Source organism: Nocardioides sp. (assembly GCF_030655615.1).
Lineage (GTDB): Bacteria > Actinomycetota > Actinomycetes > Propionibacteriales > Nocardioidaceae > Nocardioides.
In genome coordinates this window covers 1-14,284 of record NZ_JAURVJ010000137.1, presented here as the reverse complement: position 1 = coordinate 14,284, position 14,284 = coordinate 1, and the positions used below count along the sequence as shown (strand labels likewise).

15 protein-coding genes are annotated in these 14,284 nt (G+C 72.4%); 12 read left to right on the top strand and 3 right to left on the bottom strand.

Going from position 1 to position 14,284, the window contains the following annotated elements:
* The first annotated feature begins 10 nt into the window (after positions 1–10).
* The 4 genes from Q7T52_RS11615 to Q7T52_RS11600 all read left to right on the top strand — a co-directional run bounded on the left by Q7T52_RS11615 (position 11) and on the right by Q7T52_RS11600 (position 2,770).
* Positions 11–706, top strand: coding sequence for a heme oxygenase (biliverdin-producing) (locus Q7T52_RS11615; protein WP_304802622.1), 696 nt, complete (start codon positions 11–13; stop codon positions 704–706).
* A 31-nt stretch (positions 707–737) separates the two neighbouring features.
* Positions 738–1,124: a MerR family transcriptional regulator gene (locus Q7T52_RS11610; protein ID WP_304802620.1), complete on the top strand. Its 387-nt coding sequence runs from the start codon at positions 738–740 to the stop codon at positions 1,122–1,124.
* Positions 1,125–1,403: 279 nt separating this feature from the next.
* The gene (locus Q7T52_RS11605) at positions 1,404–2,402 is read left to right on the top strand and encodes an aldo/keto reductase (RefSeq protein WP_304802618.1); all 999 of its coding nucleotides are present in this window, start codon (positions 1,404–1,406) and stop codon (positions 2,400–2,402) included.
* 80 nt (positions 2,403–2,482) lie between these two features.
* Complete coding sequence (locus Q7T52_RS11600) at positions 2,483–2,770, top strand: hypothetical protein (RefSeq protein WP_304802616.1); 288 nt, start codon at positions 2,483–2,485, stop codon at positions 2,768–2,770.
* Positions 2,771–2,791: 21 nt separating this feature from the next.
* On the opposite strand, the gene Q7T52_RS11595 is transcribed toward Q7T52_RS11600, so the two are convergent.
* The gene (locus tag Q7T52_RS11595; protein ID WP_304802614.1) at positions 2,792–3,325 is read right to left on the bottom strand and encodes a HEAT repeat domain-containing protein; all 534 of its coding nucleotides are present in this window, start codon (positions 3,323–3,325) and stop codon (positions 2,792–2,794) included.
* 18 nt (positions 3,326–3,343) lie between these two features.
* On the opposite strand from Q7T52_RS11595, the gene Q7T52_RS11590 reads away from it, so the two are divergent.
* Positions 3,344–5,017, top strand: coding sequence for a phospho-sugar mutase (locus Q7T52_RS11590; protein WP_304802612.1), 1,674 nt, complete (start codon positions 3,344–3,346; stop codon positions 5,015–5,017).
* An 80-nt stretch (positions 5,018–5,097) separates the two neighbouring features.
* Here Q7T52_RS11590 and Q7T52_RS11585 read toward each other — a convergent pair whose 3' ends face one another.
* Complete coding sequence (locus tag Q7T52_RS11585; protein WP_304802610.1) at positions 5,098–5,685, bottom strand: hypothetical protein; 588 nt, start codon at positions 5,683–5,685, stop codon at positions 5,098–5,100.
* Between the two features lie 23 nt (positions 5,686–5,708).
* Between Q7T52_RS11585 and deoC the strand changes: the two genes are divergently transcribed.
* Genes deoC through Q7T52_RS11550 form a run of 7 tightly spaced genes read left to right on the top strand, consistent with a single transcriptional unit; the run spans position 5,709 to position 12,542 of the window.
* Entirely contained in the window at positions 5,709–6,656 is a 948-nt protein-coding gene (gene deoC, locus Q7T52_RS11580; RefSeq protein WP_304802608.1) for a deoxyribose-phosphate aldolase, read from the top strand.
* A gap of 8 nt (positions 6,657–6,664) precedes the next feature.
* Entirely contained in the window at positions 6,665–8,104 is a 1,440-nt protein-coding gene (locus tag Q7T52_RS11575) for an aldehyde dehydrogenase family protein (protein WP_304802606.1), read from the top strand.
* Positions 8,104–8,973 carry an aldehyde dehydrogenase family protein gene (locus tag Q7T52_RS11570; RefSeq protein WP_304802604.1) on the top strand — a complete coding sequence of 290 codons (870 nt, stop codon included), beginning with the start codon at positions 8,104–8,106 and terminating at the stop codon, positions 8,971–8,973. The genes Q7T52_RS11575 and Q7T52_RS11570 overlap by 1 nt, the downstream gene beginning before the upstream one ends.
* 3 nt (positions 8,974–8,976) lie before the next feature.
* Complete coding sequence (locus Q7T52_RS11565) at positions 8,977–9,585, top strand: ATP-binding protein (protein ID WP_304802601.1); 609 nt, start codon at positions 8,977–8,979, stop codon at positions 9,583–9,585.
* A complete protein-coding gene (locus Q7T52_RS11560; protein ID WP_304802600.1) occupies positions 9,582–10,055 on the top strand; it encodes a hypothetical protein in 474 nt (157 codons plus the stop codon). The genes Q7T52_RS11565 and Q7T52_RS11560 overlap by 4 nt, the downstream gene beginning before the upstream one ends.
* Positions 10,056–10,100: 45 nt before the next feature.
* Positions 10,101–10,403 carry a hypothetical protein gene (locus tag Q7T52_RS11555; protein ID WP_304802598.1) on the top strand — a complete coding sequence of 101 codons (303 nt, stop codon included), beginning with the start codon at positions 10,101–10,103 and terminating at the stop codon, positions 10,401–10,403.
* Between the two features lie 33 nt (positions 10,404–10,436).
* Positions 10,437–12,542, top strand: a complete 2,106-nt coding sequence (locus Q7T52_RS11550) for a WXG100 family type VII secretion target (protein WP_304802596.1) — start codon at positions 10,437–10,439, stop codon at positions 12,540–12,542.
* Between the two features lie 336 nt (positions 12,543–12,878).
* Here the strand turns inward: Q7T52_RS11550 and Q7T52_RS11545 are convergent.
* Positions 12,879–14,284, bottom strand: a 1,406-nt coding sequence (locus tag Q7T52_RS11545; RefSeq protein ID WP_304802594.1) for a glycosyltransferase family 4 protein, incomplete at its 5' end; no start/stop codon positions are given.

Genomic DNA, 14,284 nt, shown 5'->3' with positions numbered 1-14,284 from the left:
GACGCCGCCCATGACGATCACTGCTGACACCGCCACCGCGACGTCGCTGTCCACCGCGATGCGGGAGGGCTCTAAGGCCGAGCACGAGGCGGCCGAGGGCTCCTCCTTCATGTCCGAGCTGCTCGAGGGCGCCCTCAACGAGCAGGCCTACGCCGACTACCTGCTGCGCCTGCGCGTCGTCTACGCCGCGCTCGAGGAGGCCGTGCGCGCCCACGTCGCCGACCCGATGGTCGCCGCCGTCCACGACTCCGCGCTCGAGCGCCTCGGCGCCGTCGACGCCGACCTGGCCCACTGGGTGCCCGACATCGACCCCGCGACACCGGCCGAGGCGATCGGCTCCCCCGCCGCCACCGCCTACCGCGACCGCATCGTCGCGGCCGCCGACGAGGCCTCAGCCGGCTGGGGCGGCGCGCTCGTCGCCCACCACTACACCCGCTACCTCGGCGACCTCTCCGGCGGCCAGGTCATCGGCCGCATCATGGACCGCACCTTCGGTCTCGACGGTGCCGGCATCGCGTTCTACGCCTTCACCGAGATCCCCAAGCCCAAGCCCTACAAGGACGCCTACCGTGCCCGCCTCGACGGCCTCGGCCTCGACGAGGCCGGCGTCGCCCGGGTCGTCGACGAGGTCAAGGTCGTGTTCGGCCTCAACCAGGCGCTCTTCGTCGAGCTCGGCGCCAACCTCCCGGCCTATTGGCGCGCTTGATCTGGAGCGTGCTCCAGGCTTCACTGGGCCCATGACCGACGGGCTCACCATCGCCGCCGCCGCCGAGCGGCTCGGACTCACCCCCGACACCCTGCGCTACTACGAGAAGGACGGGCTGCTCCTCCGCCCCGTCGCCCGGGCCGCCAGCGGGCACCGCCGCTACGGCCCCCACGACCTGCGCTGGATCGAGCTGGTCACCCGGCTGCGGTCCACCGGCATGGCGATCCGCGACGTACGCCGCTACGCCGACCTGGTCCGTGAGGGTGTCGGCACCGAGGTCGCCCGGCTCGAGCTGCTCCGTGAGCACCGGCGCAAGGTGCTGGCCCAGCTCGCCGAGGTGCAGGAGCACCTCGGCGCGATCGACCACAAGATCGGCATCTACGCCGACGCCATCGAGGGGCGCGAGGGCGCCGCCTGAGCCCCTGGCTCTGGTGCCCAGCCCGGTTGAACTCTTGCTGCGGTGGTTTCGACTCGCTCGCCCGGGGTTCGCAGGCTCACCCGCGTCGCTCGCTCAACCCGCGCCAGCCCACGCAGCGTGCTCGTCCACGCCACTGTGGTGGTTTCGACTCGCTCGCGCGGGTTCGCAGGCTCACCCGCGTCGCTCGCTCAACCTGCGCCAGCCCACGCAGCGTGCTCGTCCCTCGCGCGCTGCTGCTGGCTTGACTTGGAGCGCGCTCAAAGGTCGAGAGTGGAGGACATGACCCTTGGAACCCGCACGCTCGGCATCACCTCCCCGCTCGACGTCTCCGCCCTCGGCCTCGGCTGCATGGGCATGTCGGAGTTCTACGGGACCCCCGACGAGGCCGGCGGCATCGCCACCATCCACCGCGCCCTCGACCTCGGCGTCACCTTCCTCGACACCGCCGACATGTACGGCCCCTTCACCAACGAGCGCCTCGTCGGCAAGGCGATCGGCGAGAGCAGCCAGGGACGCGACGGCGTCGTGGTCGCGACCAAGTTCGGCAACGTCCGCAGCGAGGACGGCGGCTTCCTCGGCATCAGCGGCAAGCCCGACTACGTCCGCACCGCCTGCGACGACTCCCTTCAGCGGCTCGGCGTCGACCACATCGACCTCTACTACCAGCACCGCGTCGACCCGACCGTCCCGATCGAGGAGACGGTCGGTGCCATGAAGGAGCTCGTCGACGCCGGCAAGGTGCGCCACCTCGGCCTGTCCGAGGCAGGCGCCGACACGATCCGCCGCGCCCACGCCGTGCACCCGATCACCGCCCTGCAGACCGAGTACTCCCTCTTCACCCGCGACCTCGAGGCCGAGATCCTCCCGCTGCTGCGCGAGCTCGGCATCGGCCTGGTCCCCTACTCGCCGCTCGGCCGCGGGATCCTCACCGGCGCCATCAGCAAGGGCTCGCTGTCCGAGGACGACTCCCGCAACAGCCGCTTCCCGCGCCTCAACGGCGCGGCGCTCGACGCCAACCTGGCCCTCGTCGAGCAGGTCAAGCAGATCGCCGCCGAAAAGGGCTGCACCCCCGGCCAGCTCGCGCTCGCCTGGGTCCTCGCCCAGGGCGAGGACGTGGCCCCCATCCCCGGCACGAAGCGGGTCGCCTACCTCGAGGAGAACCTCGGCGGCGCCGACGTCGACCTCACCGCCGACGACCTGGCCCGGATCGCCGAGGCCGTCCCGGCCGACGCCGTCGTGGGCGACCGCTACGGCGACATGAGCTCGATCGAGGCCTGAGCCCCGGCCTGCGTGACGCACGCCATCTCTCGCCCGCAGGGGTGGGTCGCCCACCGGGCGGGAGGTGGTGGCGTCGGGGCATGAGCTACGACAGCGAGCAGAGCGAGGCCAACCCGGTCGGCGACGACGCCGAGAGCACCGGAGCCGCCGGAGCCAGCGGAGGCACCGAGGAGCACGACGAGGCCGACGAGGGTCGCGTCGGCACCGCCGACCCGGGCAAGAAGTTCCGAGAGATGGAGGTCAGCGAGGAAGAGCGGCGCGAGATCGAGGAGGAGCGCGAGCGCCGCCTCGACCCCGACAACCGTCCCGAGAACTCCGAGGTCGACAACACCGACCGCGAGTTCGACGGCGAGAAGTTCGTCGACTGACCTCTGACCCCTGGCCAGTGGTCAGAGGTCGAGCCGCTGCTCGAGCGCCAGGAGCGCCCGACCCGCCTGCCGCCGTACGTCGTCGTGCTCGTCGTCCAGAGCCGCCCGCACGACGTCCACGTGCTCGCTGTCGCCGCAGACGGCCAGGCAGCGCACGGCCTGCGCCCGCACGCGCGGCAGCTCGTGCCCGGCCAGCCGCGCCGCGCCGTCACCCGCACCTGCCACCTCGTGCCGGGTGGCGACCTTGAGGCACATCTCGGCCGGTCGGTAGTGCTCGTCCCCGAGCCCGCGCACGATCGCCGTCGAGGCAGCGTCGTGCCACACGTGGAGCAGCCCCCGGGCACCCCACGACCGCACCCAGTAGTCCTTCCACGAGTCGTGGTCGAGGACGCCGTCGCGTTGCCAGTCGTGGCCGGTGAGGTAGCCGAGCTCCTCGACGTAGCGCTCCCGCGGCGCCCCGTCGAGCAGGTCGACGCACACCGAGACGAACGCCGGTACGCCGATCCGCTCGGCCAGCGCGGCGATCGACCGGGCGATCGGAGGGCGGTCGGCCATGGCGCTACGGTGCCTCACATGAGCCCCGACGTCGACGTCCTGGTCGCACGCGCCCGCGCCTGGCTGGCCGAGGACCCCGACCCGCAGACCCGGGCCGAGCTCGCGCTGGTGCTCGCCGACGTCCCGGCCGGCGTCGACGGGTCGGCCGCCGACCTCGCCGACCGGTTCCGCGGCATGCTCGAGTTCGGCACCGCCGGCCTGCGCGGCGCGCTCGGCGCCGGTCCGCACCGGATGAACCGGGTCGTCGTCCTCCGCGCCGCCGCCGGTCTGGCCGCCTACCTCCGGCAGGAGGGCGCGATCGGGCCGTCCGGCCAGCGCTCGGTCGTCATCGGCTACGACGCCCGCCACAACTCCGACGTGTTCGCCCGTGACACGGCCGAGGTGATGACGGGGGCCGGGTTCACCGCGTGGGTCATGCCGCGACCGCTGCCGACGCCGCTGCTGGCGTTCGCCATCCGCGAGCTCGGCTGCGCCGCGGGGATCATGGTCACCGCGAGCCACAACCCGCCGCAGGACAACGGCTACAAGGTCTACCTCGGCGACGGCAGCCAGATCGTGCCGCCGGCCGACCACGACATCGCCGGCCACATCGACGCCGTCGGCCACCTGGCCGACGTGCCGCGGGGCGGGCCCGGCACCGTGCTCGGCGAGGACCTCGTCGACCACTACCTCGACACCGTCGCGGGTCTCGCCGTGGACGGCCCGCGCGACCTCGACATCGTCTACACGCCGCTCCACGGCGTCGGCGGCACGACGGTGCTGCAGGTGCTCGAGACGGCCGGGTTCAGCGAGCCGCGCGTCGTCGAGCAGCAGGCCGAGCCCGACCCCGACTTCCCGACCGTGGGCTTCCCCAACCCGGAGGAGCCGGGCGCGATGGACCTGGCGCTGGCGCTCGCCGAGGAGACCGGCGCCGACATCGTCGTGGCCAACGACCCCGACGCCGACCGGTGCGCGGCCGCCGTACCCGGGCTGCACGGCTGGCGGATGCTCCGCGGCGACGAGGTCGGCGCGCTCCTCGCCCACCACCTGTTCACCCGCGGCCGCACCGGCACCTACGCCTCGTCGATCGTCTCGTCGTCGCTGCTCGCCAAGCAGGCCGCCGCGGCCGGCCAGCCCCACGAGGAGACCCTCACCGGCTTCAAGTGGATCGGTCGCGTGCCCGGCCTGGCGTTCGGCTACGAGGAGGCGCTGGGCTACTGCGTCGACCCCGAGCACGTCCGCGACAAGGACGGCGTCTCCGCGCTGCTCCTGCTCTGCGAGCTCGCCGCCGAGCTCAAGGCCGAGGGGCGGGGCCTGACCGACCTCCTCGACGACATCGCGCGTGAGCACGGCCTGCACGCCACCGGCCAGGTCTCGGTCCGCGTCGACGACCTCGCCCTGATCCCGGCGGCGTTGGCGGGGCTGCGCGAGCAGCCGCCGACCGAGCTCGGCGGCCTGGCCGTCCTCGGCGTCGACGACCTCGGCCAGGGCTCCGCGGCGCTGCCCCCGACCGACGGCCTGCGCTACCACCTCGCCGACGGCGCCCGGGTGATCGTCCGGCCGAGCGGGACCGAGCCCAAGGTCAAGTGCTACCTCGAGGTCGTCGTCCCCATCGAGGCCGGCGCCGACGACGGCGTCGAGGCCGCCCGCATCAGCGCCGCCGGCCGGCTCGACGCCCTCGGCTCCGACATCCGCACCGCCGCCGGCCTCTGACGCCGAGTCGGCGCAGAGTTGAACCCAGATCCCGCCGAGTCGGCGCAGATGTTCAGTCCCTGCGCCGACTCGCGCTGGGATCAGAGGATGACGGCGACGACGAGGGCGACGAGCGAGCCGGCCAGCCACGCGATCTCGGGTACGGCGGGCTCGCGCACGACCTGGGTGGCGAGGGCGTCCTGCTCCTTCGACGCGATCCGGATGCCCAGGCGTTCGCGCGCGGCCTTGGCCCGCTCGCGGATCCGCTCCTGGACGAACAGCCCGAACGCCCGCTCGCCGAGGCCGAGGTCCTCGGCGTCCTTGCCCAGCCGGAGGTCCTCCTTGCTCATCTGGCGGCGCGGCCGCCCGACGGCCGGTGAGGTGTAGCGCTTCTCCCCCACCCGGACGGCCAGCACCTGGCGCACGACGACCTCCTCCACCGCGGCCAGCGGGATCCGGACCGTGTCGACCATGTTGCGGAGCACGAGCGCGTCGTCCTCGATCGCGACGCGCGGGCGCAGCAGGGAGGCCCACGAGATCCCGGCGAACAGCAGGCCGACCGCGGCCAGCACCCACGCGCCCTCGACGAGACCGAGGACCGTGACCCCCACCCCGACGACCAGCGCGATGATCCCGAAGACCCGACCGTTGGTCGGCGGGAAGGTCTCGTCCGGGTTGTCGCCGTCCATGTGGGCAACCCTATGCTGGCCCGATGCCCCCGACCGCCTTGGACTTCGCTGACGTCACCCGGTCGGAGGCTTCGCTGCGGCGGTTCCTCCACGGCCTGCCCGGGGTCGACCAGGTCGGCGCCGAGGCGCGCGCCGCCTCGCTCGGCACCCGCTCGATCAAGACGACGGCCAAGGCGCGGGCCCTCGACCTCGCCATCCGGATGGTCGACCTGACCACCCTCGAGGGCCAGGACACCTTCGGCAAGGTGCGCGCGCTGGCGTCGAAGGCCATGCGTCCCGACCCCGCCGACCCGACCTGCCCGCAGGTCGCCGCCGTCTGCGTCTACCCCGACATGGTGGCCACGGCCAAGCAGACCCTGGGCACCTCCGGCGTCCACGTCGCCGCGGTCGCGACGGCGTTCCCGAGCGGCCGTGCGGCCCTCGACATCAAGCTCGCCGACACCCGCGACGCGGTCGAGGCCGGCGCCGACGAGATCGACATGGTCATCGAGCGCGGGGCGTTCCTGTCGGGCCGCTACCAGCAGGTCTTCGACGAGATCGTCGCCGTCAAGGAGGCGTGTGGACCGGCGCACCTCAAGGTCATCCTCGAGACCGGCGAGCTCCAGACCCTCGACAACGTACGTCGGGCGAGCTGGCTGGCCATGATGGCCGGCGGCCACTTCATCAAGACCTCCACCGGCAAGGTGCAGCCCGCGGCGACCCTCCCCGTGACGCTCGTGATGCTCGAGGCGGTGCGTGACTTCCGCGAGGCCACCGGCCAGATGATCGGCGTCAAGCCTGCCGGCGGCATCCGCACCGCCAAGGACGCGATCAAGTACCTCGTCATGGTCAACGAGGTCGCCGGCCCCGACTGGCTCGACCCCGACTGGTTCCGGTTCGGAGCCTCCACGCTGCTCAACGAGCTGCTCATGCAGCGCACCAAGATGACCACCGGTCGCTACTCCGGTCCCGACTACTTCACCCTCGACTGAGGACACCCATGAGCACCCCCTTCGACTACGCCCCCGCGCCCGAGTCGCGCAGCATCCTCGACCTCAAGCCGTCCTACGGCCTGTTCATCGGCGGTGAGTTCGTCGACGGCCACGGGTCGTCGTTCAAGACGATCAGCCCGGCCACCGAGGAGGTCCTCGCCGAGGTCGCCGAGGCCAGCGACGCCGACGTCGACGCCGCGGTCAAGGCCGCGCGACGCGCCTACACCCGCGTCTGGTCGCGGATGCCCGGCAGCGAGCGGGCCAAGTACCTCTACCGGATCGCCCGGATCATCCAGGAGCGCGGCCGCGAGCTCGCCGTCCTGGAGTCCCTCGACAACGGCAAGCCGATCAAGGAGTCGCGCGACGTCGACATCCCGATCGTTGCCGCCCACTTCTTCTACTACGCGGGGTGGGCCGACAAGCTCGAGCACTCCGGCTTCGGCTGGACGCCGTTCGGCGTCGCCGGCCAGATCATCCCGTGGAACTTCCCGCTGCTGATGCTGGCCTGGAAGATCGCCCCGGCCCTCGCCTGCGGCAACACCGTCGTGCTCAAGCCGGCCGAGACCACGCCCCTGACGGCGCTGCTCTTCGCCGAGATCTGCCAGCAGGCCGACCTGCCGGCCGGCGTGGTCAACATCGTCACCGGCGCCGGCGGCACCGGCCAGGCGATCGTCGGCCACGGCGACGTCGACAAGGTCGCCTTCACCGGCTCGACCGAGGTCGGCAAGGCCATCGCCCGCGCGGTCGCCGGGACGACCAAGAAGGTCACCCTCGAGCTCGGCGGCAAGGCCGCCAACATCGTCTTCGAGGACGCACCGATCGACCAGGCCGTCGAGGGCATCGTCAACGGCATCTTCTTCAACCAGGGCCACGTCTGCTGCGCCGGCTCGCGGCTGCTGGTCCAGGAGTCGGTCGCCGACGAGCTGCTCGCCCGGCTCAAGCGCCGGATGGGCACCCTGCGGGTCGGCGACCCGCTCGACAAGAACACCGACGTCGGCGCGATCAACTCCGCCGAGCAGCTCGCGCGCATCCGCGAGCTCAGCGACATCGGCGAGCAGGAGGGCGCCGGCCGCTGGTCGCCGCCGTGCGACCTGCCCGACCGGGGCTTCTGGTTCCCGCCGACGATCTTCACCGGCGTCTCCCAGGCCCACCGGATCGCGCGCGAGGAGATCTTCGGACCGGTGCTCTCGGTGCTCACGTTCCGCACCCCGTCCGAGGCCGTCGAGAAGGCCAACAACACGCCCTACGGCCTCTCCGCGGGTGTCTGGACCGACAAGGGCTCGCTCATCCTCCACATGGCCGGTGCGCTCAAGGCCGGCGTGGTCTGGGCCAACACGTTCAACAAGTTCGACCCGACCAGCCCGTTCGGCGGCTACAAGGAGTCGGGCCAGGGCCGCGAGGGCGGCCGTCACGGGCTCTCCGCCTATCTCGAGGGAGGCGATCTCTGATGGCTCGCGTCGACGTCCGCAAGACCTACAAGCTGTTCATCGGCGGCGCGTTCCCGCGTTCGGAGTCGGGATACTCCTACGTCGTCAACGACGCCAAGGGGAAGTTCGTGGCCAACGCCGCCCTCGCCTCGCGCAAGGACGCCCGCGACGCGGTCGTTGCCGCCCGCAAGGCCGCCGGCGGCTGGGCCGCCCGCACCGCCTACAACCGGGCGCAGATCCTCTACCGCGTCGCCGAGCTCGTCGAGGACCGCCGTCCGCAGTTCCTCGTCGCCGTCCAGCAGTCCGAGGGGCTCAGCGCCTCCAAGGCCAACGACGCGATCGACGCCGCCATCGACCGCCTCGTCTGGTACGCCGGGTGGGCCGACAAGCTGACCCAGGTCGTCGGCAACGCCAACCCCGTCGCCGGGCCGTTCTTCAACCTGTCGACCCCCGAGCCGACCGGCGTGGTCGCCGTCCTCGCGCCCCAGGGGTCCTCCCTGCTCGGCCTGGTGAGCGTCGTCGCCCCCGTCGTCGTCACCGGCAACGTGGCCGTCGTCGTGTCGTCCTACGACCGGCCGCTGCCAGCGGTCACCTTCGCCGAGGTGCTCGCCACCTCCGACGTGCCGGCCGGCGTCATCAACATCCTCACCGGCGAGGCGGCCACGGTCGCCCCCTGGCTGGCCTCCCACATGGACGTCAACGCCATCGACCTCACCGGCGTCGCGGGCGACACCACGCTCACCACCGCCCTCGAGGTCGCCGCGGCCGACAACCTCAAGCGCGTCCGCCGCGCGCCCGCCGCCGAGCCCGACTGGACCCTCACCCCGGGCCTCGACACGATGACCGACTTCGTCGAGATCAAGACCGTCTGGCACCCGATCGGCGTCTGATCGATGCAGGCGCAGGTCATCGTCCTGGCCGGCCCCTCGGGGTCGGGCAAGTCGCGACTCGCCGAGCGGCTCGGCCTGCCCGTGCTCCGGCTCGACGACTTCTACAAGGACGGCAGCGACCCGACCCTCCCCCGCATCGCGAGCGGCGCCAACGCCGGCATCGCCGACTGGGACGACCCGGCCTCGTGGCTGTGCGACGACGCCGTCGCCGCGGCGGTCGCGATCTGCCGCGAGGGCGCGGGTGACGTGCCGGTCTACGACATCGCCCATGACGGACGCACCGGCTGGCAGCGGCTCGACCTGCACGGGTCGCCGTACGTCGTCGCCGAGGGGATCTTCGCCCAGGAGGTCGTCCCGCGGCTCGAGGCCGAGGGTCTGCTCGCCGCGGCCTACTGCGTGCGCCAGACCGCCGTCGTGACCTTCTGGCGCCGCCTCGTGCGCGACCTCCGCGAGCACCGCAAGCCGCCTCTGGTGCTCGTCCGCCGCGGGCTCGCCCTGCTGCGGGCCCAGCGAGAGGTCGTCGCGCACGCCGTCAGCCTCGGCTGCACGGCGGTGTCGGCCGACGAGGCGGCCCAGGGAGTGGCGTTGCTGCGCGGGCAGGTCGGGCGGTGAACCCGTCCGGCGCGGGGCTGCGCCAGCCCGACGCCCGGACCTGCGGCGCCGCCTGCATGATCGTCGCCGCCGGCGCGAGTCCCGCGAGCTTCACCACCGACGTCCTCGCCGCCCACCGCCGGCTCACCCGCCTCCGCCTGCGCGGTCGCCTCCAGCTGCCCTGGCCGCGGGCCCTCGGCACCCCGCCGTGGGCCGTCGCCCGCGAGCTCGCCGCCGTCACCGGCACGCCGCACCGCACCCGCGTCGTCCGCTGGTCTCGTTCTGCTCCCCCACGGGCCGGAGCGCTGTACGTCGGCAGCCGCTGGCTCCCCCGCCACGTCGTCCTCGTCGTCGACGCCGGTGCCGGCACCGCCGAGGCGCCGCCCCGGTGCTACGAGCCCGCCTCCGGCCGGGTGGTCCCGCTCGACGGTCGACCCCTCGCCGGGTGGCGCCACCGGTGGCTGGCCGTCACCCCGGTCGCCTCCCGCTGACCGCGAGACCGTTTCAGCAGCCCCACCAGGGGTAGGGGGCCGGGCATGGCCGAGGACCTCGTGATGACCGACACCGTCGCCGCTCCGATCATCGAGCACTTCCGTGACCTGAGCGCCGAGTTCGACAACAGCGGGATGGAGGTCGGCGGCCACCGGATGGACACCATCACCGCGTGCGGCGAGATGTCGCAGTTCGTCGAGGACGGCGCCAACGCCTACCTCATCTCCTGGGGCCAGACCCTCGAGTTCTGCGGTGAGACCGCGGCGCTCATCGCCGGCAACACCAACGTCTTCGAGATCTCGCTCGAGCGTCTCGACACCGACCTGTCCCACCTGCCGACGATCTGACACAGCCCAGCGGCTGTCCCGAGCGGAGAACCCATGCCCGACCACTTCACCCTCGACGTCGACCCCGAGGGCCTGCGGGCCGTCGCCACCAAGATCAGCCACCTGCGCGAGCACCTGCGCACCAAGGGCACGGCGGCGGCCGGCGTACCCGCCGAGATCGGCGGCCAGTGGACCGGGCAGGCGGCCGACGCCATCAAGGCCGAGATGACCGGCCTCGGTGGCCTGATGCACACCCTCGACACCAAGCTCGAGCCGGTCGTCACCAACCTGCGCACGCTGGCCGGCCACTACGAGGACGCGCTGGCCCGGCTCCCCGGCCTCAACCAGAAGTTCGAGACGGCCAACTCCGACTACGACGCCGCCGTCGGTCGCGCCGACGCCACGGCGAGGACGGCCAACGAGGACCCCGAGGCCGACCGGACCGACACCGGTCGCGCCCGCAACCACGCGGTCGACCAGGCCTCCGAGGACCGCCAGAAGGCGCTGCACAACCTCGAGGTCGACTTCGGCTACATGAAGATGTGGCTCCAGCAGGAGACCGCCAAGCTGTCGACCACCTTCCAGGAGTCGGAGCCCATCGGCGTCACCGACGACCAGATCGAGCAGTGGCGCACCGGCCAGGCCCCCGTCATCGACAAGGCGGCCCTGCTCGGCGGCCTGACCCAGATGGACAGCCGCCTCAAGCTCCTCGCCGAGCAGGAGCTGCAGGCCGAGCGCGACGAGAAGCGCGCCGACGCCGAGGACGACATCGCCGACCTCAACGAGGCCCTCGAGGACGGCGACGCCGACGCGGTCAACGACGCCCTCGAGGCCATCGGCGAGAAGTCCGACGACGACATCTACTCCGAGCAGCTGGTCGACCTGCTCGGCCCCGGCGGCGTGCAGGACCTCTACCTGCAGATCGACGAGGGTCTCAAGGACTCCGACCTCTACATGGAGGACCTGTGGCCCGCCCTCGAGGGGTTCAACGACACGGTCGCCAACGGCATCAGCCAGATCCCCGACTCCGAGTTCGCCGACTTCTCCGAGGAGTGGATGGAGAAGGACTACGGCCCCAAGATGTGGGCCCTCGTCGCCGCGTCCGACCAGGCCGACGGCCGGGTCAACGCGATCGCGCTGGCCAACCAGTCGGAGGTCTACAACGCCTCGCTCAGCGACGGCCTCGGCACCCCCGGTCTCTACCCGCAGGCCTTCCAGTACGCCTACGAGGACACCGACATGCTCGACCAGTGGGACGACCGCTCGAGCGGCGCCGACCTGGCCGACGTCCTCGAGCACGCCAGCGACGACTACGTCACCGACCTGCTCAACCGGCTGTTCAACGTGCAGACCGAGGGCGGCACGATGAACGAGGACGACTACCAGCACCTCGCCGACCTCTACGGCGAGACGCTGGTCGAGCTCAAGAACCGTCACCTCGCCGCGCTGCAGGACTCGGACGGCGCTCGCCCCGACCTGCTGATGCGGCTGCTGGAGGCCCGCTACTCCAACACCGACTCGATGTACTTCGACCCCATCACGCCCTACCTCCACGATCTCGTGAACGACCCCGAGTGGGCGCTGTGGTACATGAACAACTCGCGCGACGGCTTCGTCGAGGCGAGCACGTTCAAGGACCTGATCGACGAGTCCGGGACCGACCCGGAGGAGCTCATCGCCCAGCTGACGACCTACCAGATCCAGCGCGGCGACAACCCCGAGCAGGTCGCGACCAACCTGGGCCTCCTGCTCCGCTCGCAGGACCTGCTCGGCGACGGCATCAAGCTCGACGGGGTCCTGAAGTCCCTCACCGACAGCGCCATCGACGCCACGATCGGTTCCAACCCCCTGACCGGCCCCGTCAAGGGCGTCTTCGACGCCCTGCTCGGCGAGATCCAGCGTCTCGAGGAGGCCGACAAGTCCCTCGACGACGCCATGAGCAAGAACGCCGTCCAAGAGATCTTCGCCTTCAGCATCTACACCCAGTCGCACGGCGAGGCACCGCCCGGGTTCGACGAGTACGTCCGGCAGGAGGGTCTGGAGAACGACGAGCGCGCCATCAACCTCTACATGCAGCACCTGGAGGAGCAGGGCGGCCCGGTGTGGGAGGAGCTGCAGAACCTCGCCACGCTGATCGACGAGAGCCGGGACGAGGAGTAGGCCTCGCGGCCTGCGGACCCAAGCGGCGGCCGAGCGAGCCAGGGCACCCGGACCACCTGACCCCTCCCCCCAACCCATCAACACGAGCACGGGGGCACCTGGTGGGGCGTGGGGCTCGGCCGGGGCTGCGGGGGTCGCCTTCCGGGGAGTCGAGCCAGGTGCGGCGCCGGACACCCAGCCCAGCCACGGGACCGAGCAGCCCGGCGACGCTCCGGATCGCCTTCTCCCCGGAAGGTGACTCCGCAGACCAGGGCCGGCCGCCACGCCCCACCCCCCCCCCGCGCGGAGCACCCCGTCCCCGCGCCGAAGGCGCGCAGACCCAGCCGCTGAGCGGACCTAGCGCGAAGATGCCGGCTGCCGCGACCCCACGAGGTCGGCGTACACGTCGTCGACGATGCCGACGATGCTCGACCAGTCGCGCTCGGCCCGCACCCAGGTGCGGGCGGACTCCCCCAGACGTCCGCGCAGCTCAGGGTCGTCGACGAGGCGCTCGAGGGTCCGGGCCAGGTCGGCCGCGCTGCCCTTCTCGAAGACGAGGCCGGTGCGGCCGTCGTCGATGATCTCGGTGAGGGCGGCGACCGACGACACCACCACCGCCTTGCCCATCGCCATGGACTCGAAGGGCTTGATCGGCGAGATTGCCTCGCAGACCGGCAGCGGCAGCCGCGGGAACGGGGCGACGTCGACGAGGGAGAGGTGGCGGGCGACCTCGTCGTGCGGCACTCGACCGGTGAACGTGACGTGCCGGGACAGCCCGAGGTCGGCGGCCCGGGCGTGCAGGCGGCCCTCCTCGGGGCCGTCGCCGACGACGAGCAGGTGGACGTCGTCGCGGCGGGCGACGAGGGTGCGCACGGCCTCGAGGAGCAGGTCGAGGCCCTCGTAGTCGACGAGGCCGCCGGCGTAGCCGATGACCGTCTTGCCGCCGAGGCCGAGCTCGGCGGCCAGGGCGGCGTCGCGGGGGCGCGGCTCGAAGCGGTCGGCGTGCACGCCGTTGGGCAGGACGACGATCCGCTCGGCCGGCACCCCGCGGCCGACCATCAGGTCGCGCAGGGCACCGGTGATCACGAGGACGCGGTCGGCGTGCAGGGCGATGCCGGTCTCGAGGTCGGAGGTGAACGCGTGCCGCTCCGAGGTCACGAAGTCGGGGTCGCGGGAGACCTTCATCAGCTCCTCGAGGCCGCGCATCTCGTAGACGAACGGCACGCCGAGGCGGGCCGCGACCGACTGCGCGGCGAGGCCGTTGACGTGGAAGGAGCTGGCGTGGACGACGGCCGGGCGGTGCTCGCGGACGAGGAGCTCGAGCTGGGCGGCGTAGGGGTCGACGTAGTCGCGGAGCGGGAACTGGGGGTACTTGCGGGTCTGGGTGAGCAGGCGGCGGTAGGGGATGCCGTCGACGACGTCGACGGGGTCGACCACCGTGGTGTCCCCCGCCGGCCAGCGGTCGTAGGGGAACCCGGGACGGGTCACGGCGGCGACGTCCCAGCCGCGGGCGGCGAGGCCGGTGAGGACGCCGTGGGTGCGGGTGGCGTAGCCGCCCGAGGTGTGCGGCAGCGACTGGGCCAGCACCGAGACGACGGCGTCGGGGCGCGGCAGGTAGCGGCGGGTCGTGGCGCGCGGGCGGAAGGTCCAGCCCCGGTCGACCGTCTCGACGAGGTCGCGGGCCGCGATCCAGGTGTCGCGGGCCCAGCGGTCGTCGGGGGTCAGCGCGAGGGCGTGCCCGGCCAGGCGGCGCGCGGCGCGGG

Bases quoted from the DNA above. Each gene is read 5' to 3' on its own strand.
- Q7T52_RS11590 (WP_304802612.1), top strand. From the start codon at position 3,344: ATGAGCCCCGACGTCGACGTCCTGGTCGCACGCGCCCGCGCCTGGCTG.
- Q7T52_RS11610 (WP_304802620.1), top strand. From the start codon at position 738: ATGACCGACGGGCTCACCATCGCCGCCGCCGCCGAGCGGCTCGGACTC.
- Q7T52_RS11570 (WP_304802604.1), top strand. From the start codon at position 8,104: ATGGCTCGCGTCGACGTCCGCAAGACCTACAAGCTGTTCATCGGCGGC.
- Q7T52_RS11555 (WP_304802598.1), top strand. From the start codon at position 10,101: ATGGCCGAGGACCTCGTGATGACCGACACCGTCGCCGCTCCGATCATC.
- Q7T52_RS11600 (WP_304802616.1), top strand. From the start codon at position 2,483: ATGAGCTACGACAGCGAGCAGAGCGAGGCCAACCCGGTCGGCGACGAC.
- Q7T52_RS11565 (WP_304802601.1), top strand. From the start codon at position 8,977: ATGCAGGCGCAGGTCATCGTCCTGGCCGGCCCCTCGGGGTCGGGCAAG.
- Q7T52_RS11575 (WP_304802606.1), top strand. From the start codon at position 6,665: ATGAGCACCCCCTTCGACTACGCCCCCGCGCCCGAGTCGCGCAGCATC.
- Q7T52_RS11615 (WP_304802622.1), top strand. From the start codon at position 11: ATGACGATCACTGCTGACACCGCCACCGCGACGTCGCTGTCCACCGCG.
- deoC (WP_304802608.1), top strand. From the start codon at position 5,709: ATGCCCCCGACCGCCTTGGACTTCGCTGACGTCACCCGGTCGGAGGCT.
- Q7T52_RS11550 (WP_304802596.1), top strand. From the start codon at position 10,437: ATGCCCGACCACTTCACCCTCGACGTCGACCCCGAGGGCCTGCGGGCC.
- Q7T52_RS11605 (WP_304802618.1), top strand. From the start codon at position 1,404: ATGACCCTTGGAACCCGCACGCTCGGCATCACCTCCCCGCTCGACGTC.
- Q7T52_RS11595 (WP_304802614.1), bottom strand. From the start codon at position 3,325: ATGGCCGACCGCCCTCCGATCGCCCGGTCGATCGCCGCGCTGGCCGAG.
- Q7T52_RS11585 (WP_304802610.1), bottom strand. From the start codon at position 5,685: ATGGACGGCGACAACCCGGACGAGACCTTCCCGCCGACCAACGGTCGG.